The sequence below is a fragment of the uncultured Roseobacter sp. genome (genome assembly GCF_947499265.1).
GTDB lineage: Bacteria > Pseudomonadota > Alphaproteobacteria > Rhodobacterales > Rhodobacteraceae > Roseobacter.
Genome location: NZ_CANMNK010000001.1, coordinates 552,394 through 571,084 on the forward strand (window position 1 = coordinate 552,394; position 18,691 = coordinate 571,084).

The 18,691-nt window shown below is 60.0% G+C and carries 17 protein-coding genes; 15 read left to right on the plus strand and 2 right to left on the minus strand.

Annotated elements, in window-relative coordinates; translation table 11 throughout:
- Positions 1-52: 52 nt before the first annotated feature.
- Both Q1A63_RS02700 and mbfA read right to left on the minus strand, forming a co-directional pair.
- A complete protein-coding gene (locus Q1A63_RS02700; protein ID WP_299630565.1) occupies positions 53-982 on the minus strand; it encodes an AEC family transporter in 930 nt (309 codons plus the stop codon).
- A 36-nt stretch (positions 983-1,018) separates the two neighbouring features.
- A complete protein-coding gene (gene mbfA, locus Q1A63_RS02705) occupies positions 1,019-1,993 on the minus strand; it encodes an iron exporter MbfA (protein WP_299630567.1) in 975 nt (324 codons plus the stop codon).
- 136 nt (positions 1,994-2,129) lie between these two features.
- On the opposite strand from mbfA, the gene Q1A63_RS02710 reads away from it, so the two are divergent.
- The 15 genes from Q1A63_RS02710 (at position 2,130) to Q1A63_RS02780 (ending at position 18,609) form a co-directional block, all read left to right on the plus strand.
- Positions 2,130-2,747, plus strand: a complete 618-nt coding sequence (locus tag Q1A63_RS02710; protein WP_298969059.1) for a TetR/AcrR family transcriptional regulator — start codon at positions 2,130-2,132, stop codon at positions 2,745-2,747.
- 283 nt (positions 2,748-3,030) lie between these two features.
- Positions 3,031-4,035: a Gfo/Idh/MocA family oxidoreductase gene (locus tag Q1A63_RS02715; RefSeq protein WP_298969061.1), complete on the plus strand. Its 1,005-nt coding sequence runs from the start codon at positions 3,031-3,033 to the stop codon at positions 4,033-4,035.
- Positions 4,032-5,603, plus strand: a complete 1,572-nt coding sequence (locus tag Q1A63_RS02720) for a CoA-transferase (protein ID WP_298969063.1) — start codon at positions 4,032-4,034, stop codon at positions 5,601-5,603. Before Q1A63_RS02715 ends, Q1A63_RS02720 begins: the two co-directional genes overlap by 4 nt.
- Positions 5,600-6,367 carry an enoyl-CoA hydratase/isomerase family protein gene (locus Q1A63_RS02725; protein WP_299630570.1) on the plus strand — a complete coding sequence of 256 codons (768 nt, stop codon included), beginning with the start codon at positions 5,600-5,602 and terminating at the stop codon, positions 6,365-6,367. Before Q1A63_RS02720 ends, Q1A63_RS02725 begins: the two co-directional genes overlap by 4 nt.
- 4 nt (positions 6,368-6,371) lie before the next feature.
- Complete coding sequence (locus tag Q1A63_RS02730) at positions 6,372-7,907, plus strand: aldehyde dehydrogenase family protein (protein WP_299630572.1); 1,536 nt, start codon at positions 6,372-6,374, stop codon at positions 7,905-7,907.
- Between the two features lie 77 nt (positions 7,908-7,984).
- A complete protein-coding gene (locus Q1A63_RS02735) occupies positions 7,985-9,190 on the plus strand; it encodes an ABC transporter substrate-binding protein (protein ID WP_299630574.1) in 1,206 nt (401 codons plus the stop codon).
- An 88-nt stretch (positions 9,191-9,278) separates the two neighbouring features.
- Complete coding sequence (locus Q1A63_RS02740) at positions 9,279-10,172, plus strand: sugar ABC transporter permease (protein WP_298969070.1); 894 nt, start codon at positions 9,279-9,281, stop codon at positions 10,170-10,172.
- A complete protein-coding gene (locus Q1A63_RS02745; protein ID WP_298969072.1) occupies positions 10,172-11,053 on the plus strand; it encodes a carbohydrate ABC transporter permease in 882 nt (293 codons plus the stop codon). Before Q1A63_RS02740 ends, Q1A63_RS02745 begins: the two co-directional genes overlap by 1 nt.
- Before the next feature lie 103 nt (positions 11,054-11,156).
- Positions 11,157-12,269: a sn-glycerol-3-phosphate ABC transporter ATP-binding protein UgpC gene (gene ugpC / locus Q1A63_RS02750; protein WP_298969073.1), complete on the plus strand. Its 1,113-nt coding sequence runs from the start codon at positions 11,157-11,159 to the stop codon at positions 12,267-12,269.
- Positions 12,269-13,765 (plus strand): GMC family oxidoreductase, encoded by a 1,497-nt coding sequence (locus Q1A63_RS02755; protein WP_298969075.1) that lies wholly within the window; start codon positions 12,269-12,271, stop codon positions 13,763-13,765. Before ugpC ends, Q1A63_RS02755 begins: the two co-directional genes overlap by 1 nt.
- Positions 13,762-14,520, plus strand: coding sequence for a 3-ketoacyl-ACP reductase (locus Q1A63_RS02760; RefSeq protein ID WP_298969077.1), 759 nt, complete (start codon positions 13,762-13,764; stop codon positions 14,518-14,520). Before Q1A63_RS02755 ends, Q1A63_RS02760 begins: the two co-directional genes overlap by 4 nt.
- Positions 14,521-14,529: 9 nt before the next feature.
- Positions 14,530-16,122, plus strand: coding sequence for a GMC family oxidoreductase N-terminal domain-containing protein (locus Q1A63_RS02765; protein WP_298969079.1), 1,593 nt, complete (start codon positions 14,530-14,532; stop codon positions 16,120-16,122).
- Complete coding sequence (locus Q1A63_RS02770) at positions 16,119-16,427, plus strand: Dabb family protein (protein WP_298969081.1); 309 nt, start codon at positions 16,119-16,121, stop codon at positions 16,425-16,427. Before Q1A63_RS02765 ends, Q1A63_RS02770 begins: the two co-directional genes overlap by 4 nt.
- A gap of 9 nt (positions 16,428-16,436) precedes the next feature.
- Complete coding sequence (locus Q1A63_RS02775; RefSeq protein WP_298969082.1) at positions 16,437-17,597, plus strand: dihydrodipicolinate synthase family protein; 1,161 nt, start codon at positions 16,437-16,439, stop codon at positions 17,595-17,597.
- A 13-nt stretch (positions 17,598-17,610) separates the two neighbouring features.
- A complete protein-coding gene (locus Q1A63_RS02780; protein WP_298969084.1) occupies positions 17,611-18,609 on the plus strand; it encodes a LacI family DNA-binding transcriptional regulator in 999 nt (332 codons plus the stop codon).
- Positions 18,610-18,691 lie beyond the last annotated feature (82 nt).

Genomic DNA, 18,691 nt, shown 5'->3' on the forward strand with positions numbered 1-18,691 from the left:
TGCTGGTCCTCTGTTGGCTACCCCGCGCGTGCCGAGGCGGCAAGCGTTTTGGTCAGCCGGGCGCCACCAGTGCGATAATCCCGCTGACCGTGAGAATGCTGATTGCGGTGGAGACGAGGATTGCGGCGGAAACGCGATGCGGTGCCACGCCGTAGTGCTGCGCCAGGATATAGACGTTGCCTGCCACGGGCAGCGCGGCGGCGGCGATGATCACGGCCGCGAAATAGGGGTCGGCGGGAAAGAGATAGAGCACGCCGATGGCCACGAAGAGCGGATGCAGCCCCAGTTTGCAGAAGGTCAGCCACCCGGCAATGTGCAGGCGCTCGGCGGATTTGGTAGCAAGCGATGCGCCGATGGCAAAAAGCGCCCCCGGTGTTGCCGCAGCCCCCAGAATGGCGAGGAATTCATTGGCAGGGGCGGGAATCGGCAGATCGAAGAATGACCACATCAGCCCCACGACAATCGCAACGATCATCGGGTTTTTGACAAGCCCAAGCCCGACGGTGCGAAAGATACCGAAGTTCAGCCGCCCATCGCGCGATCCGGTGATCAGAATGACGATGAGGCTGGAAAAGACGATCAGATCAACGGCCAGCGCCATCATCACCGGGCCAATCGCGGCCTCGCCCATCAACAGGGTCAGCATGGGCACGCCCAGAAACCCAACGTTGCCAATGGCCGCGCATTGCGCCTCGACCGCGGTGGTGGCCACGTCAAGTTTGCGCAGATATCCCACAAGCGTTGCGATCAGATAGACCGCCATGGTGCCCGCGAGATAGCCCGCTACAAGATTCGGGTCCCAGACGTCTTCAAGGGACAGATTGGCCGAAAACCGAAAGAGCATGGCCGTCAGGGCAAAGTAGAAAACGAATTTCGTGAGATAGGCGGTGGCTTCTTCGGTGAAAAACCGGGTGTACCCGGCCCAGTACCCCAATCCGATCAGTGCAAAAAAGGGGACAGTCTTGAAAAAGATTTCAACCATGATCGGGTGTTAGAGCGAACCGCCGGGCAGCGCAAGCTACCCCGACCCGATCAGAACACCCGCCGCAAACACAAGCGCCCCGCCCAGCACGACCTGCAGGGTTGCGCGCCAGAACGGCGTATCCATATAGCGGTTTTGGATCCACGCGATGGCCCAAAGCTCCACGAACACAACAGCGATGGCGATGACCGTCGCGGTCCAGAAATCCGTGATGAGATAGGGCAGCGCGTGGCCCAAACCGCCGATCGTTGTCATGATCCCCGATGCAAACCCTCGTTTGATGGGCGAGCCACGACCAGACAGCTGCCCATCATCAGACGCGGCCTCGGTGAAGCCCATAGAGATACCGGCGCCGACAGAGGCCGCGAGGCCCACAAGGAAGGTCGTCCAGGTGTCCTGTGTGGCGAAGGCGGTGGCAAAAATCGGCGCCAGCGTGGAGACGGAGCCGTCCATCAGACCGGCGAGGCCCGGTTGCACCCATGTCAGCAGGAATTGCCGGTGCGCGGCTTCTTCTTCACTCTGGCGGGTTTCCGGATCGAGGTGTTTGGCCTCCAGACCTTCTGCTATCGCGTGATGCGCGGCCTCTGCTGCTGCGAGGTCGCCCAGCAGTTTTCGTGTCGCCGCATCTGTCGCAGCCGCCGCGGCGGTCACATAGAATTGCTCGGCTTCGCGTTCCATCGCTTCGGCTTCGGCGCGGATGCGGTCCAGCCCCAGGTTTTCGATCAGCCAGACCGGTCGACGCTGATAGTATCCTGCCACATGCTCACGGCGGATCAGGGGGATCACATCGCCGAAACGGTCCCGATGCAGGTCAATCAGCCGTTGCCTGTGTTGATCTTCCTCCCGCGCCATATCTTCGAAAATATGGGCGGAATCGGGAAATTCGTGCCGCAGAGTTTCCGCGTAGCCGCGATAAATGCGTGCGTCGTCTTCTTCTGACGAGATCGCGAGGGCAAGGACTTCCTGTTCGCTCAAATCACGGAACCGCTTGCGGGCAAAGGAAAAACGCATGGATCGAACCTCTAGTTTAGAATGATTCTAATGCAACTATGTCTATGGGACAACCGGCCTATGCAATGGTTTTTGGGAATTTGCTTGGAACTGAACAGTTCGGTTTATATTGTTGTGGCGTACATCCGGGGGCGCCATGACATCCACAGCCGAAATGATCCGCAAGGGGCGCAAGTTCGATCAGGTGCTCGAAGGCGCGCGGCGGGTCTTTATGGCGGATGGGTTTGAAGGCGCCAGCGTTGACGAAATCGCGCGGGTGGCCAATGTTTCCAAGGCGACGCTCTACAGCTACTTTCCCGACAAGCGGTTGTTGTTCCTTGAGGTCGCGACGACCGAATGCCAAAGACAATCCCGCGATGCGTTGGACAGCATCGATATGGAGGCAGAGCCTCGTGAGGTGCTGCAACAGACCGGGCAACATTTCCTACGCTTCATCACATCCAAGTTCGGACAGCAGATTTTCCGAATCTGCGTGGCGGAATCGGATCGGTTCCCGGAGCTGGGGCAGAAGTTCTACAATTCCGGTCCCGCGGTGTTCCGGGCCGAGATGGCGGCGTATTTCGACCGGGCCGTTGCGCGCGGGCAGTTGCGCATCGAAGATCGTATTCTGGCGGCAGATCAGTTTGGCGAACTTTGCAAGGCAGATGTCTGGCCGCGTCTGATTTTCGGCATGACCAAAGTCGTGACGCCTGCCGAGATTGATCGGGTCGTCAATGGGGCGGTCAGAACATTCATGGCGCGTTACGGCGTCTAAGGGTCGCTGCAACCTGTATTTCTCACGTTTCTTTCGCATGCAAGTCAGCTAATCAAATCCGGTACTCCTGTTATTCTAAGACTAACGGCCTGCACCTGCGGGGGTTTTTACCGGCATGATTTTTCCGCGTGCATTCGCGTGACGCACAGCGCCCCAACCCCTCACCGGGAACCCTCCAACGCTGCAAGACCGATCTGAAGAAATGCACGATTCAGAAACGCGCTTGCCAAATTTAGAACGATCCAGTAGTTATTTGGAACGATCCAAAATAGGAACGCGAATCGTGAACTGGATATTTGTCGGCGCCAGCACAATTGCTGCGCAATACATGATTGGCGCCGTCAGAGCGCAAGCTGGTCAGGACGTGGTCTGGGCTGTCAGCGGATCTCCGGATCGGGTGGCAGGCTGGGCGGAACGCCACGTAATCCCAAACGCGACAACAGATCTGGCGGAAGCATTGGCAGATCATGACGCTTCGGCCGTCTATATTTCCTCAACCAACGAAAAGCACTTCGCACAGGCGATGGCAGCGATCTCATCCGGTAAACATGTGCTGTGTGAAAAGCCGCTGGCTCTGAATCAGGCAGATGCGCTCGAAATGGTTGCCGCAGCGCGAGACGCCGGGGTGATCTTTGGCACCAACCACCATCTTCGGTGTTCGGGGACACATCGCGCAATACGCGACCTGATTGCCTCCGGCAGGATCGGCAAGGTTCTATCGCTGCGCGTTCATCACGCGGTGCATTTGCCGCCCAACCTGCAGGGGTGGCGGATCAATGACGCCGCCGCAGGAGGTGGTGTGATCCCGGATATCACGGTGCACAACGCCGATGTGGCGCGGTTCCTGCTGGGCGAAGACCCGAAATGCGTTGTCGCGCAGATGGCGTCTTCGGGCATGGGCGAGGGCGTCGAGGATTCCGCGATGTCTGTCTGGGCGATGCCGTCAGGCGCCATGGTGATGTCGCATGAAAGCTTCACGCATAGATTTGCGGGCAACGGGCTGGAAGTGCATGGAGAGACCGGCTCCATCTTCGCGCAAAGCGTGATGACGCAGGAGCCGGTTGGATCGGTTGAGTTGGTCACGGAGGACGGTCGTGAAACTATCTCCTGTTCTCCGCATTCGCTCTACGCGCAGGGGGTAAGCGATTTCACCAAGGCCACATTGGGGGAGGGCCGTCCGGCGGCGGATGGGATCGATGGAGTCAAGTCGCTCACCGTCGCGTTGGCCGTTCGCGAGGCCGCGCGCACCGGCAAACGGATGGATGTCGACTATGAGGGCGTGTCGTGAGCAAACTTGTCTCCGCAGCCGAGGCCGTAGCCCGTATTCCGGACAATGCCGTTGTCACCGTCTCGTCGTCGTCATCGCTGGGCTGCCCTGATCTTGTGCTCAAAGCCATCGGCGCGCGCTTCGATGCCGAGGCGCATCCGCGCAACATCACCTCCCTGCACCCGATCGCGGCGGGTGACATGTATGGCGTCAAGGGCATGGACTATCTGGCCAAGGATGGGCTGCTGACACGGGTGCTGGCCGGGTCCTACCCCTCGGGACCCTCCAGCCTTGAGATGCCCGAGATTTGGAAAATGATCGTGGAGGACCGCGTGGCGGCATACAACGTGCCGTCGGGCATCATGTTCGACATGCACCGCGAAGCGGCCGCGCGCCGTCCCGGGGTCCTGACGCAGATCGGTCTGGAAACCTTCGTGGATCCGGTGCGGCAGGGCTGTGCGATGAACGAAAGCGGCGCGGCAGAGCCTATCGTTTCGCGGGTCGAATTCGCGGGTGACACCTGGTTGCACTTCCCGAATGTCGTGCCGAACGTCTGTATCCTGCGGGCCACGACCGCCGACGCGCGCGGAAACCTCACCTATGAGCACGAGGGCGCTTATCTGGGCGGGCTGGAGCAGGCGATCTGTGTGCGCAATCACGGTGGTCTGGTGATCGCACAGGTCGAACGGGCGACGGCGGTGGGCAGCCTGCGCCCACATGATGTGCGGGTGCCGGGGCATCTGGTCGATGTGGTGGTGCTTGATCCGGATCAGAAGCAAACTTGCGAAACGCCCTATGATCCTGCGATTTCGGGCCAGATCATGCGGCCCTGGGACAGCTTCGCCCATGCTGAGCATGGCGTCGAAAAGATCATTGCCCGGCGCGCCGCACAGGAGCTGCGCTCTGGCATGACGGCCAATCTCGGCTTTGGGATCAGCGCGATGGTGCCGCGTATCCTGCTGGAGGAGGGCCACCCCAACGCGGTCACCTGGGCCATCGAACAGGGGGCTGTCGGCGGCGTGCCCCTGACCGGGTTTGCCTTTGGCTGTGCCTCGAACGCGGATGCTTTTGTGCCCTCACCCCAGCAGTTCATCTACTTTCAGGGTGGCGGATTTGACGTGTCCTTTCTATCCTTCCTTGAGGTTGATCTGCAGGGCAATGTGAACGTCTCGAAATTGGGGAAAAAGCCTTATCTTACTGCGGGTTGCGGTGGCTTTGTGGACATCACCGCGCGGGCAAAGAAAATCGTGTTTTCGGGCTGGTTTGAGGCCGGGGCGGAGATCGATTTGAGCGAGAACGGCATCAAAGTCACCAAGCCCGGGCGGTTCACTAAAATGGTCGATGAGGTGGAGCATGTCACTTTTTCTGGCGACCGTGCGCGGGCCTTGGGGCAGGATGTACTTTACGTCACCGAGCGCTGCGTGATCAGGCTGGCGGAGGAGGGGCTCATCGCGACTGAGATCATGCCGGGCATTGATGCACAGCGGCATATCGTTGCGGCGTCCTCGGGTCGTGTGCAGGTTGCGGAGAATGCCAAAGCGATGCCCAAATCGCTGCTTGGCGCGCACCCTATGGGGATGACGCTATGAGCGACGTCCAGCTCCATATCGACGGTGATGTTGCCGTGCTCACCCTGCAAAACCCCGATAAGCTGAACGCGCTGACAACGCAGATGCTGGAGGCTCTGGATGCGCATCTGACACAGATTGAACGGGATACTACGCTGCGCTGTGTTATTCTGACGGGAACCGGTCGCCGCGCTTTCTGCTGTGGTGCGGATATCGCCGCTTGGGGCCATCTGAGCCCGAGCGCGTTTGCCCGTCATTGGGTCCGCGACGGGCACCGTATTTTTGATCGTTTGGCGCGCCTTTCCATGCCGACGATTGCCGCGCTGAATGGTCATGCCTTTGGCGGTGGCCTGGAACTCGCGAGCGCCTGCGATATCCGCGTGATGGTGCCAGGTGCGACGCTTGCACTACCCGAAGCGCGCGTTGGGATCGTACAAGGCTGGTCCGGCACGCAGCGTGTTTTGCGCCTCTTCCCGGAACCTGTGGTCAAGGAGATGGCGCTTTTCGGGCGGCGTATCCCGGCGGAGCGCGCGGTGGCGCTTGGGTATGTGGCCGAAATCGCCGACGATGCGCTGGCTGCTGCACAAGAGATTGCAGTCTCCCTTGGCGCGCTGTCACCCCGCGCCGTGGAGGTGTCGAAATATATGCTGCACGCCGCGACGGGCGAGGACCGCGCCGCCATGGTCGAAGCCTTGGGCAGCGCCGCCATTGCCGCCAGCGATGATCGTGTTGAAGGCGTAACCGCCTTTCTCGACAAACGCCCCCCGAAGTTTTCAGGACAGTGAAATCATGAAAGACCTCACCATCCTTCCCGCCATCGCCGCCGAGCTGCCCAAAATATTTGAGGGCCGTCACCTGATTGATGGCGTCTGGTCTGCCAGCGCAGATGCGCAGGTGTTTGAGCGGGTGTCGCCCTCGCATGGTGTGGTGGTCAGCCGATCTGCAAAGGGTGGCGTCGCGGAATGCGAGGCGGCGATCACCGCGGCGCGCAACGCTTTCGATGCCGGGCGCTGGAGCCGCCTATCCGGCAAGGACCGCGCGACTGTGCTGCTGCGGGTTGCGGCGCTTATCGAAGCCAATGTGGACCGCATCGCGGTTCAGGAAACGCTGGAAAGCGGCAAGCCGATCACGCAGTCGCGCGGCGAGGTGTCCGGTGCCGCAGATCTCTGGCGCTATGCCGCATCGCTTGCCCGCACGATGCATGGCGACAGCCACAACTCGTTGGGCGATGACATGCTGGGTATGGTTCTGAAGGAACCGATTGGCGTGGTGTCGATCATCACCCCTTGGAACTTCCCGTTCTGGATTCTGAGCCAGAAACTGCCCTTTGCCCTGGCTGCTGGCTGTACGGTGGTTGTGAAACCGTCCGAGGTCACGCCTTCCTCCACCGTGATGATGGGCGAGCTGTTGGTCGAGGCTGGCCTGCCAGCGGGCGTTTGTAACATCGTTCTGGGCTTCGGCGCGCCGGTCGGCAGCCTGATGTCCACCCACGAAGACGTGGATATGGTAACCTTCACCGGCTCCACGGCTGTGGGCAAGAGGATCACGCAAGCGGCGTCCGGCACGTTGAAAAAGGTGGCACTTGAGCTGGGTGGCAAGAATGCGCAGGTGATCTTTCCCGATGCCGATCTTGAGGATGCCGCCGATGCCGTGGTTTTTGGCGCCTATTTCAACGTTGGCCAATGCTGCAACGCGTCGAGCCGGATCATCGTCCACGAAGATATCGCATCTTCATTTGTGGAATGGGTCGTTGCCCTGTCGCGCGCTGTGTCATTCGGCGATCCGCTTGATCCCGAAACACAGGTTGGCGCGATTGTAACGCCGGACCACAACGACAAGATCGACGGGTATGTAAAAGACGCCATCGCTGCGGGCGCCAGGGTGGAGTTGGGCGGTCATACGTTCGATGTCCCCGGCTTGGGCGATCAGTTTTACCAACCAACCATCCTCAGCAACGTCTCTCCGGATATGCCGATTGCGCGCGCCGAGGTTTTTGGCCCGGTGCTGACGGTTTTGACTTTCAGGACGCTCGATGAGGCCATCGCTTTGACCAATGACACATCCTATGGGCTGTCTGCCGGGGTGTGGAGCGAGAACGTTCATACCTGTCTCGAGTTTGCACGGCGCGCCGAGGCGGGTACAGTTTGGACAAACACCTGGATGGACGGTTATCCGGAACTGGCCTTTGGCGGGATGAAGCAATCCGGTCAGGGTCGGGAAATCGGGCGCTACGGATTTGACGAATTCCTTGAGGTGAAATCGGTTGTGATGCGTGTGGGACGCACGCGCGCGCCTTGGGTGAAGACACGTGAAAAAAGCGTGTGAAGACAATGTTACGCGATAAGGGAGGATACCAAATGCGTGTACTATTGAAAACGAAGGCTGCTGTTGTGGCGGTGTTGATGGCATCTACCACCATGGGGGCGGCGGAGGATGTAGAAGTCCTGCACTGGTGGACATCGGGCGGTGAAGCTGCGGCCCTGAACGTGCTGAAACAGGACCTTGAAGGTCAGGGCATTGGCTGGACCGATATGCCGGTCGCGGGGGGCGGCGGCGAGCAGGCGATGACCGTGCTGCGTGCGCGGGTGACTGCGGGCAATGCGCCGACCGCCGTGCAAGGACTGGGATTTGATATTCTGGACTGGGGCAATCAGGGATCGCTGGCAAACCTCAATGACGTCGCCGCCAAAGAAGGCTGGGACGATGTGGTGCCGGATGCGCTCAAGTCCTTTGCGAAAGTGGACGGCAAATGGGTTTCCGCGCCCGTGAACGTGCATTCGACCAACTGGGTCTGGGCCAACAAGGCGGTGCTGGATGCCAATGGCATTGCCGTGCCGACCTCATGGGAGGAGTTCACCGCCGCGCTGGAAACGCTGAAGGCTGCGGGTGTCACACCCATTGCCCACGGTGGCCAGGCCTGGCAGGACGCGACCGTCTTTGACGCGGTTGCCATGTCTGTGCTGGGGCCGGATGGGTACAAGGCTGCCTTCATCGACCTCGATGAAGAGACGCTTGGTTCGGACGGCATGAAAGAAGCCTTCGACCGCATGGCGGTGATCCGTGCGAATGTTGATGACAATTTCTCGGGCCGGGATTGGAACCTTGCCACGGCGATGGTGATCAACGGCGAAGCGGGCTTCCAGATGATGGGGGACTGGGCCAAGGGGGAATTCCTGAATGCCGATAAGGTCCCGGGCGAGGATTTCCTCTGCTTCCGCTTCCCCGGCACCGCGGATCAGGTCACGTTCAACGCCGACCAGTTCATGATGTTCGACCAGGGTGGCGCGGTATCTGCGGAACAGGCCGCGCTGGCCTCCGCGATCCTGTCGCCATCCTTCCAGTCGGCATTCAATGTCGTCAAAGGGTCGGTGCCCGCGCGCACAGATGTCAGTGACGCGGATTTTGATGCCTGCGGCAAACAGGGCATGAAGGACCTTGCCGCAGCAGCAGCCTCGGGCAACCTTTTCGGGTCGATGGCCCATGGTCATGCGGCGCCCGCCTCGGTGAAGAACGCGATCTATGACGTGGTCACAGCGCATTTCAACGGCGAATACGACAGCGAAACCGCTGTCGAAGAGCTGGTGGATGCGGTTTCGATCGCCAAGTGATCCTCCCGGTGGGGTGGCGCAATCTGTTGCCCCACCGCCTTGCGCGCCCGCCGCGTAAAACAATCCCGTCTCACAAGGAGGGCGCGTGATGGCTCATACAGCCGACGCGGATTTCAAGACACGCCTGCAGAATTGGATTCCCAAGCTGGTGTTGTCGCCATCGATTGCGATGATGCTGGTCTTTGTCTACGGCTTCATCCTGTTTTCGGTCTACCTGTCCTTCACCGACAGCCGCCTGCTGCCGAGCTACGGCTGGGTGGGCCTTGAGAATTATTCCAAGCTCTGGCGTCTCAGCCATTGGGAAGTCTCGCTCAAGAACATGGGCATTTTTGCGGGTCTCTACATCGTGATCTGCACCAGCATTGGCCTCGGTCTGGCGATCTTCCTTGATCAGAAAATCCGCGGCGAAGGCCTGCTGCGCCCCATCTATCTCTATCCCATGGCGCTCAGCTTCATCGTGACCGGAACCGCGTGGAAATGGTTTCTGGATCCGGGCATCGGCCTTGAAAACGTCATGCACACCTGGGGTTGGGAGAGCTTCGAATTCAACTGGATCAAGGACCGGAATTTCGCCATCTACACCGTGGTGTTGGCCGCCGTCTGGCAGACCAGCGGCTTCGTCATGGCGATGTTTTTGGCGGGCTTGCGCGGCATCGACAATGAAATCCTCAAAGCCGCACAGATGGACGGGGCCAGCAACTGGAACCTCTACCGGCGGATCATCATCCCGCAACTGCGCCCCGCCTTCCTGTCAGCTTTTGTGATCCTGTCGCATCTGGCAATCAAGACCTTCGATCTGGTGATCGCGCTGACGGGCGGCGGGCCGGGGCGGGCCACGGAATTGCCTGCGACCTTCATGTATTCCTATACCTTCACGCGAAACCAGATGGGGATCGGCGCGGCCTCTGCCACGATCATGCTGATGACCATCGCCGCCATCATGATCCCCTACCTCTATTCCGAACTGCGGGAGAAGCGCTGATGTCTGTCGCCTCCCAGGATACCGCCATCCGCACCGGTCGGGTCACGCGCACGCTGATCTATGTGGTACTCATTCTCTTTGCGCTCTTCTACATGCTGCCGCTCTACGTGATGGTGGTGAATTCGGTGAAACCGCTCTCCGAGATCACCGGCGGCGGCATGATGAACCTGCCGCGCGAGTTTACGCTGGAGCCCTGGTTCAAGGCCTGGTCTTCCGCTCAGATCGGGGTCGAGCCCACCGGGCTGTCGCCCTATTTCTGGAACTCTATCAAGATGGTGGTGCCAGCGGTTGCAATCTCGACCGTGCTGGGCGCGCTCAATGGCTACGTGCTGACGAAATGGCGGTTCAAATACGATACCATCATTTTCGGCCTGATGCTCTTTGCCTGCTTCATCCCCTTTCAGATCGTGCTGATCCCGATGGCGCGCATGCTGGGCCTGATGGGTCTGGCTGGAACCACCTGGGGGCTGGCGCTGGTGCATGTGGTTTACGGCATCGGCTTCACAACACTCTATTTCCGCAACTACTACGCGGTTTTCCCGACAGAACTGATCCGCGCGGCGCAGATCGACGGGGCGGGGTTCTTCCAGATCTTCTGGCGCATCCTCTTGCCGTCCTCGGGACCGATCGCGGTAGTGTCGATCATCTGGCAATTCACCAACATCTGGAATGACTTCCTTTTTGGCGCCTCCTTTGCCGGGGCCGACAGTCAACCGATGACGGTGGCGCTCAACAATCTGGTGCAGGCCTCGCACGGCGTAAAGGAATACAACGTTCATTTCGCCGGGGCGATCCTGGCCGCCATGCCAACGCTGCTCGTCTACATCGTGGCCGGACGGTATTTCGTCCGCGGCCTGATGGCGGGTTCTGTGAAGGGGTGAGGGATGGCTTTGCATCATAAGAAGACAGGCGCCAGTGGCGCGTTACAAGAGCCGAACACACGGGGCAATCGCGCCGCGCCGGGCAATCTGAAGGATTGAGACGATGGGTTTTCTCGACATCGACAATACGACAAAGGCCTATGGCAGTGTCGAAGTGCTGCACAACGTCGACATTTCCGTGCAGGAGGGCGAGTTTCTGGTGCTCGTCGGCCCTTCGGGCTGCGGCAAGTCCACGCTGCTGAACATGATCGCCGGGCTGGAGGAGATCACCAGTGGCGAAATCCGCATCAAGGATCAGATCATGAACGGGGTGCACCCGTCCAAGCGGAATATCGCGATGGTGTTCCAGAGCTATGCGCTCTACCCGAACATGACCGTGGGCCAGAACATCACCTTCGGGCTGGAGATGCATGGCACGCCCAAACCGGAACGCGAAAAGGCGATGCATGAGGTCGCCAAGCTGCTGCAGATCGAACAATTGTTGGACCGTAAACCGGGGCAATTGTCGGGCGGCCAGCGGCAGCGCGTTGCCATGGGGCGGGCGCTGGTACGCAACCCGGATGTCTTTCTCTTCGATGAACCCCTGTCCAACCTCGACGCCAAACTGCGCGTCGACATGCGCACCGAGATCAAGAAGCTGCACCAGAATCTGGGGACCACGATTGTCTATGTCACGCATGATCAGATCGAGGCGATGACGCTATCGACACGCATCGCGGTGATGAACGGCGGCTATGTGCAACAGCTGGGCACGCCGCAGGAGATCTACGACAGCCCGGCGAATATCTTTGTGGCGACCTTCATGGGCTCACCGGCGATGAACGTCATCCCGGCGACGGTGCGCATGCAAAACGGTGTGCCGCAGGCGGAGATTTCCCTGCATGATGACAGCAAGTCGCTCCTGCCCTTCAGTCAGGCCAATCTCGCCGCATGGAAGGGTAAGGACATCCTGTTGGGCATTCGTCCGGAAACCATCACGGACATTGATGGCGCAGACCGGAAATCATCAAATATTGCCCAGATGACCAATCGGATCGTGGTCACGGAACCTGCCGGCTCCGATACGTTTGTTTCAATGCAACTGGGTGGCAAGGACGTGATCGCGCGGATGCGGTCCGATGCTGAAGTGCGCGCGGGACAGGATTTTGAATTTGCCGTTAACATGGAAAAAGCTGTGGCCTTTGACCCACAGTCCGAAGACCGCATCGCGCCCTGATGCAGCCGGATGTCATCATAATCGGATCGGGCATGGGCGGTGCCACACTGGCCGCTGCACTGGCCCCGAGCGGTCGCCGCATTCTGATCCTGGAGCGTGGCGAAACCCTGCAACCGTCGCCTGCGGATCGGGATGCGCGTGCCATCTTCGAGGCAGGTGTTTTTCGACCGGACGAGCAATGGCTGGATGGATCAGATCAACCTTTCAGCCCGGGAAATTACTATTGTGTTGGGGGCAATTCCAAATTCTACGGCGCGGTGTTGATCCGGTATCGGGAAGCGGATTTCGCAAGTATTCAGCATCGCAGGGGCAGCACCCCGGGCTGGCCGATTTCGTATCGCGATCTGGAACCCGATTATCTGGCGGCTGAGCATCTCTATGAAGTGCGGGGCACCACTGGCGAAGACCCAACAGAGCCACCGCGGTCGGGAAGGTATCTCCATGGGCCAGTCGCCGATGAACCAGATATTTCGAAACTGCGCCAACGGTTGAAAATCGCGGGCCTTACCCCCGCGTCCTTGCCGCTGGGCGTCGATATCGACCGCTGGTTGGCGGCGGGGCAAGATCCCTGGGATGCTCATCCCGACACCTGCGGTGGCAAGATGGATGCGGAGACCATCGCCATCAAGCAAGCGTTGGAACACGCGAATGTGGAGTTGCGAACGGGCTGCCAGGTCTCGGGATTGTCCGTTGGCGACGATGGGCGCATCTCGGGTGTGACCTGCATGATGCAGGGGAAAGTACAGACCGTTACAGCGCCCACCGTCGTTGTTTCGGCCGGGGCGGTGCAGACGGCGGCCCTGCTGCTGGCCTCGGCGAATGACAATCACCCAACCGGTCTGGCCAATAGGTCCGGTCAGGTGGGCCGCAATTTCATGAACCACAATTGCTCAGCGCTCATGGCGCTGCACCCGCTGCAAAAGAACCGGGCGATCTATCAGAAAACGCTGATGATCAACGACTTTTACCTCTCGGATGGGCAAGGCGGCATGCCCTTGGGGAATGTGCAATTGCTGGGCAAGATTTCCGCCCCGATCCTGACCGCGGCCTCCCCCTTGCCAACCTGGCTTGCCCGTCTGATCGCAGCGCGGTCCTTCGACTTCTATGCCATGTCCGAGGACCTACCCCATCCAGACAGCCGCGTGACGCTCAAAGACGGGCAAATCAAGCTCAACTGGCAGCGATCCAATTGGGCAGCGCATGAAGCCTTGGTTGCCACGCTCAAGACATATCTGCGCAAGGCCGGACTTCCGATTGTCCTGTCGCGCGCTTTTGATCGGCGCACGCCCTCGCATCAATGCGGCACCGCACGCATGGGGCATGACCCGGACACCAGCGTGGTCGACACCTTCTGCCGCAGTCACGATCACCCCAATCTTTTCATCGTTGACGCCTCGGTGCTGCCGACATCCGCCGCGGTGAACCCGGCGCTGACGATTGCGGCGCTGGCGCTGCGCAGCGCCAGCCACATCACCGAAACGGAGTTCGCAGCATGAGTAAGATTGCGCTGGTCACCGGCGGGCAACAGGGTATTGGGCTTGGCATTGTCGAACAACTTATCGCGGCCAACTACCGGGTTGCCATCGCATCGCGGTCTCCCGGCGATACGCCGATTGTGCAATCTGCCTTGGACAAATTTGGCAGTGCCGCGCGTTATTTTCAGCATGATGTTTCGGAGATCGGGCATGTTCCCGCGTTGCTCAATCGGGTGGAGGAGGCGTTTGGCCCTGTGACCACGCTGATCAGCAATGCGGGCGTCGGCGCCCCGGTGCGCGGTGATATGCTCGATCTCGCGCCGGAAAACTGGGATTTTGTTCTCGATGTCAACCTGCGCGGCGCGTTCTTTTTGGCGCAGGCCGTGGCCAAGCGCATGTTGGCAACACCTTCGGAAAGCTACCGTTCCATCAGCTTCATCACCTCGGTCAGCGCGGCCATGGTGTCGACGGAGCGCGCGGAATACTGCGTGTCCAAAGCCGGTGCCGCGATGATGTCGGAGCTTTTCGCGGTGCGTCTGGCCCCGCATGGCATCGGTGTGTTCGAGCTGCGTCCCGGCATCATCGAGAGCGAAATGACCGCCGGTGTGCGTGACAAATACACGGCGCGCATTGAAGACGGTCTGGTGCCTGCCCGGCGTTGGGGGCTGCCGCAGGATATCGGGGAAATCGTTCTGGCCGTGGCTGAGGGGCAGATGCGGTTTGCCAATGGCGCCTGCATTCCGGTGGATGGCGGTCTGTCCATCGCGCGCCTGTAGAGAAATGCGATGACCGAAGGATATGATTTCATCATCATCGGCGGCGGGTCTGCAGGGTCCGTGATTGCGGCCCGCCTGAGCGAAGACGCGAATGTGCGTGTGCTGCTGCTGGAGGCGGGAGGGCGGGATCGGCATCCGTTTTACCACCTGCCTGCCGGGTTCGCCAAGATGACCAAGGGCATCGGCAGCTGGGGGTGGACCACCACTCCGCAGCGCCACATGCAGGGCAAGGTGTTCACCTACACGCAGGCAAAGGTCATCGGCGGTGGGTCGGCGATCAATGCCCAGATCTACACCCGCGGTGCTGCGCAGGATTATGATGAATGGCGTCAGCTGGGGTGCGAGGGCTGGAGCTTCGCCGATGTGCTGCCCTATTTCAAAAAATCCGAAGACAATGATGCCTTTGACAATGAATTTCATGGTCAGGGCGGTCCCCTTGGTGTGAGCAAGCCAGCGGCGCCTTTGCCGATTTGCGATGCCTATATCGCGGCGGCGGGCCAGTTGGGCATTCCGGAAAACAAGGATGTAAACGGCGCGCGTCAGGATGGTGCCGGGTACTATCAATTGACGCAACGCCATGCGCGCCGGTCCTCGGCGGCAATGGCCTTTCTGGCGCCAAACAGGGATCGTGCGAACCTGACCGTGCGCACGGGGGCTCAGGTGCGGCGCATCCTGTTCCACGCCGGGCGCGCGACCGGTGTTGAATTGGAGGACGGCAGCCGGGTTTTGGCGGATCGAGAGGTGATCCTGTCCTCGGGCGCTATCGGCTCGCCAAGACTTTTGCAGCTGTCCGGCGTCGGACCTGCGGATGAGCTGCGCGCGCTTGGCATCGAGGTTGTTCTTGACCAGCCCAATGTGGGTGCGAACCTGCAGGATCACCTCGATCTCTACGCGATTTGTGAGGTGACCGGCCCGCACACCTACGACCGCTTTGCCAAGCCGCATCTTTCTGCGCTGGCCGGGCTGCAATATTTTTTCACCCGCAGGGGGCCGGTGGCGTCTAGCCTCTTTGAAACAGGGGGTTTTTGGTATGCGGACCCCGACGCCCGCTCCCCCGATATTCAGATGCATCTTGGTCTCGGCACCGGGATCGAAGCGGGCGTGGCGGCGATGCCCAACGGTGGTGTGACGCTGAATGCGTGTTTCCTGCGCCCACGCTCGCGCGGTACCGTACGCCTGCGAACGGATAACCCAGGCGATATGCCGTTGATCGATCCCAATTATCTGGCGGATCCCTATGATCGGGAGATGTCGATCCGCGGGCTGAAGCTGGTGCAATCGATCCTGGCACAGGACGCGCTGAGACCCTTCATCCTGGCGGAACGCCTGCCGGGACCGGACGTGCAGACAGATGAAGAATACTTCAATTTTATCTGCACACATTCCAAGACCTCGCACCACTGTGCCGGCACCTGCCGCATGGGCGTTGACGCGGGCGCGGTGCTCGACCCACGCCTGTGCTTCAATGGCATCGACGGTCTGCGCGTTGCAGATGCCTCGATCATGCCGCGCGTCAATTCGTCCAACACCAACGCCCCGTCCATCATGATCGGCGAAAAAGCGGCCGATATGATCAAATCAGACCAAGGAATTTGCCAATGATCCGCCATATCGTCTTGACTCGATTTGCACCTGAAACTGCCGAAGGCACGATCGCCGAGATTTATGCCGGTCTCTCTGGTTTGACCGAAACCCTTGCAGGTGCTCATAATTTCGGCGGTGGGCGCTCGCAAAGTCCCGAACAGATCGAGCGTGGCTACATGCATGGCTTCACCATTGATTTCGACACTTGGGATGATCTGCAGGCCTATGCTGACAACGCCGCGCATCAAGCGCTGGGAGCCCAGATCGTTGCCAATGCGGTGGGCGGTCTCGATGGCGTGCTTGTCCTCGACATCGAAGTGTGAGGCCTGCGCATGCTGCACCTGCCCACCGAAGACGGTCGTCTAGAACCCTACACGCTTTCCGGAAACCCGCTGATACCGCGGGCTCCCGATGTACCTTTGACGCGAACGGCCTTTGCGGCGGCGCATGTTGTTTCCGACCCGCTGCGGGAAAGAAACCCATGGGATACCCGACCGGCGGTGGACTGGGATGCGACGCTCGCGTTTCGGCAGGGTCTTTGGGATCAGGGGCTTGGGCTGGCCGAAGCCATGGATACCGCGCAGCGGGGCATGGGGGTGGATTGGCAAACTGCGCGCGAGCTGATCGAGCGCACGTTGGTGGCGGCCAAAACGCACCCGCTGAAACCACGCGTTGCCTGCGGCGCGGGCACCGATCACCGGCCTCTTGAGACCCTTACAACGCCGGCGCAAATTCTGACAGCCTACAGCGAACAGGCGGAGGCCATCGAGACCGCTGGCGGCCAATTGATCTTGATGGCATCCCGCGCATTTCCTGCCATGACTGCCGCGCCTGATGTCTATCACAAGGTCTACCGGTCCTTGATCGATGGCGCGGCGGAGCCGGTGATCTTGCACTGGTTGGGGAATATGTTTGACCCTGCGCTGACGGGATATTGGGGCCATGCAGATTTGGCAAAAGCCAGCGATTTTGTCCTCGACTTGATCGCGGAAAACCCGAAACAGGTGGATGGCATCAAGATCTCCTTGCTCGATCAGGCGCATGAAGAGGCGTTCCGCACCCGCCTGCCTGATGGCGTGCGTCTCTATACCGGTGACGATTTCAACTATGCGGATCTGATCGCCGGGGACGGTAAGTGCTTTTCCCATGCGCTGCTTGGCATCTTCGCGGCGATTGCGCCCGCCGCCTCACAGGCGCTGGCGGCATTAGCACAAGAGGACGTCGCGAAATTCCACAGCCTGCTTGAGCCGACCGTGCCCCTGAGCCGCGAGATTTTCAAGGAACCCACGCGATTTTACAAAGCGGGTATCGCGTTTCTGTCCTGGCTGAATGGCTATCAGAGCCATTTCATCATGCCCGCTGGGTTCCAATCCAGCCGAGACATCACTCATTACGCGCATGTTTTCCGCCTTGCCGATCAGTCGCGGGTGCTGATCCAGCCCGATCTGGCAGAGGCACGAATGAAAACGCTGCTATCTCTGCACGGCATCTGATACGGACACCGCCATGGAGCGAAGACCAACCATCAAGGACGTGGCAAGAGAAGCGGGCGTTTCGAAATCAACCGTCAGCCTGGTCTTGCAACGCAGCCCGTTGGTCAAAGAGCGTACCCGCGTTCAGGTTCGTGAGGCGATGGCGCGGATTGGCTATGTTTACAATCGGTCCGCGGCTAACCTGCGTTCTTCCTCCACCGGCTTGATCGGGTTGATCATCAACGACCTGCGCAACCCTTTTTTCACTGAATTCGCGGCATCCTTGCAAATGGCGCTGTCGGATCAGGGCTACGCGGTTGTGCTTGCCAATATCAACGAAGATGCAGAGATGCAGTCAAAGATGATCGGTACCTTGATCGAGCATGGCGTGTCGGGTTTTGTCGTGTCGCCCGCCTATGGCCCGCAGGAAAGCCCGTTCGATGCAATTGCGCGCGCGGGATTGCCGGCGATCCAGGTGTTTCGGAAAGTCGATGATCGCGAGGATCAGTTCCCGTTTCTCGCCCCGGATTATCAATCCGGCAGCCGTCTGGCCACGCAACACTTGTTGGATCGAGGGTGCCGCCGCATTGCCTTTGTCGGCGGCCTGGCCGGTCGTGCCGTGACGCAGGAAAGAATGTCTGGCTATCTTGAGCTCATGGACGCGAACGGGGTCGAACCGGTGATTTTGACCGGTGCGGCGAGCCATGAATTTGGCGTCCAGGGCGCTCATGAGCTACTGGCGCACCACCCTGATGTGGACGGCGTTTTATGTTTCAACGATCTTGTCGCGCTCGGCCTGCTTACGGCAAGCAACGCGCTTGGCCGCACCGTCGGAACGGATTTGCGGGTCGTTGGGTTCGACAACATCGAGGAGTGCGAGCAAAGCATCCCGCAACTCTCTTCCGTCAGCTGTGGAATCCCGGATTTCGCAGAAGCGATTTCGCGGCGCATGCTGACCTGGTTGATCGACGGCATGCCGCCTGAAACGGGGATCCGGACGCAGGTTGAGCTGGTGGTCAGAGCGTCCAGTTGACGGCGTGATATAGGCCAAAACCCCGATCGCGACGGCAATTGTGGCTAAATGCCTCTCCCTCCATCGGGCAATCTGATTCGCA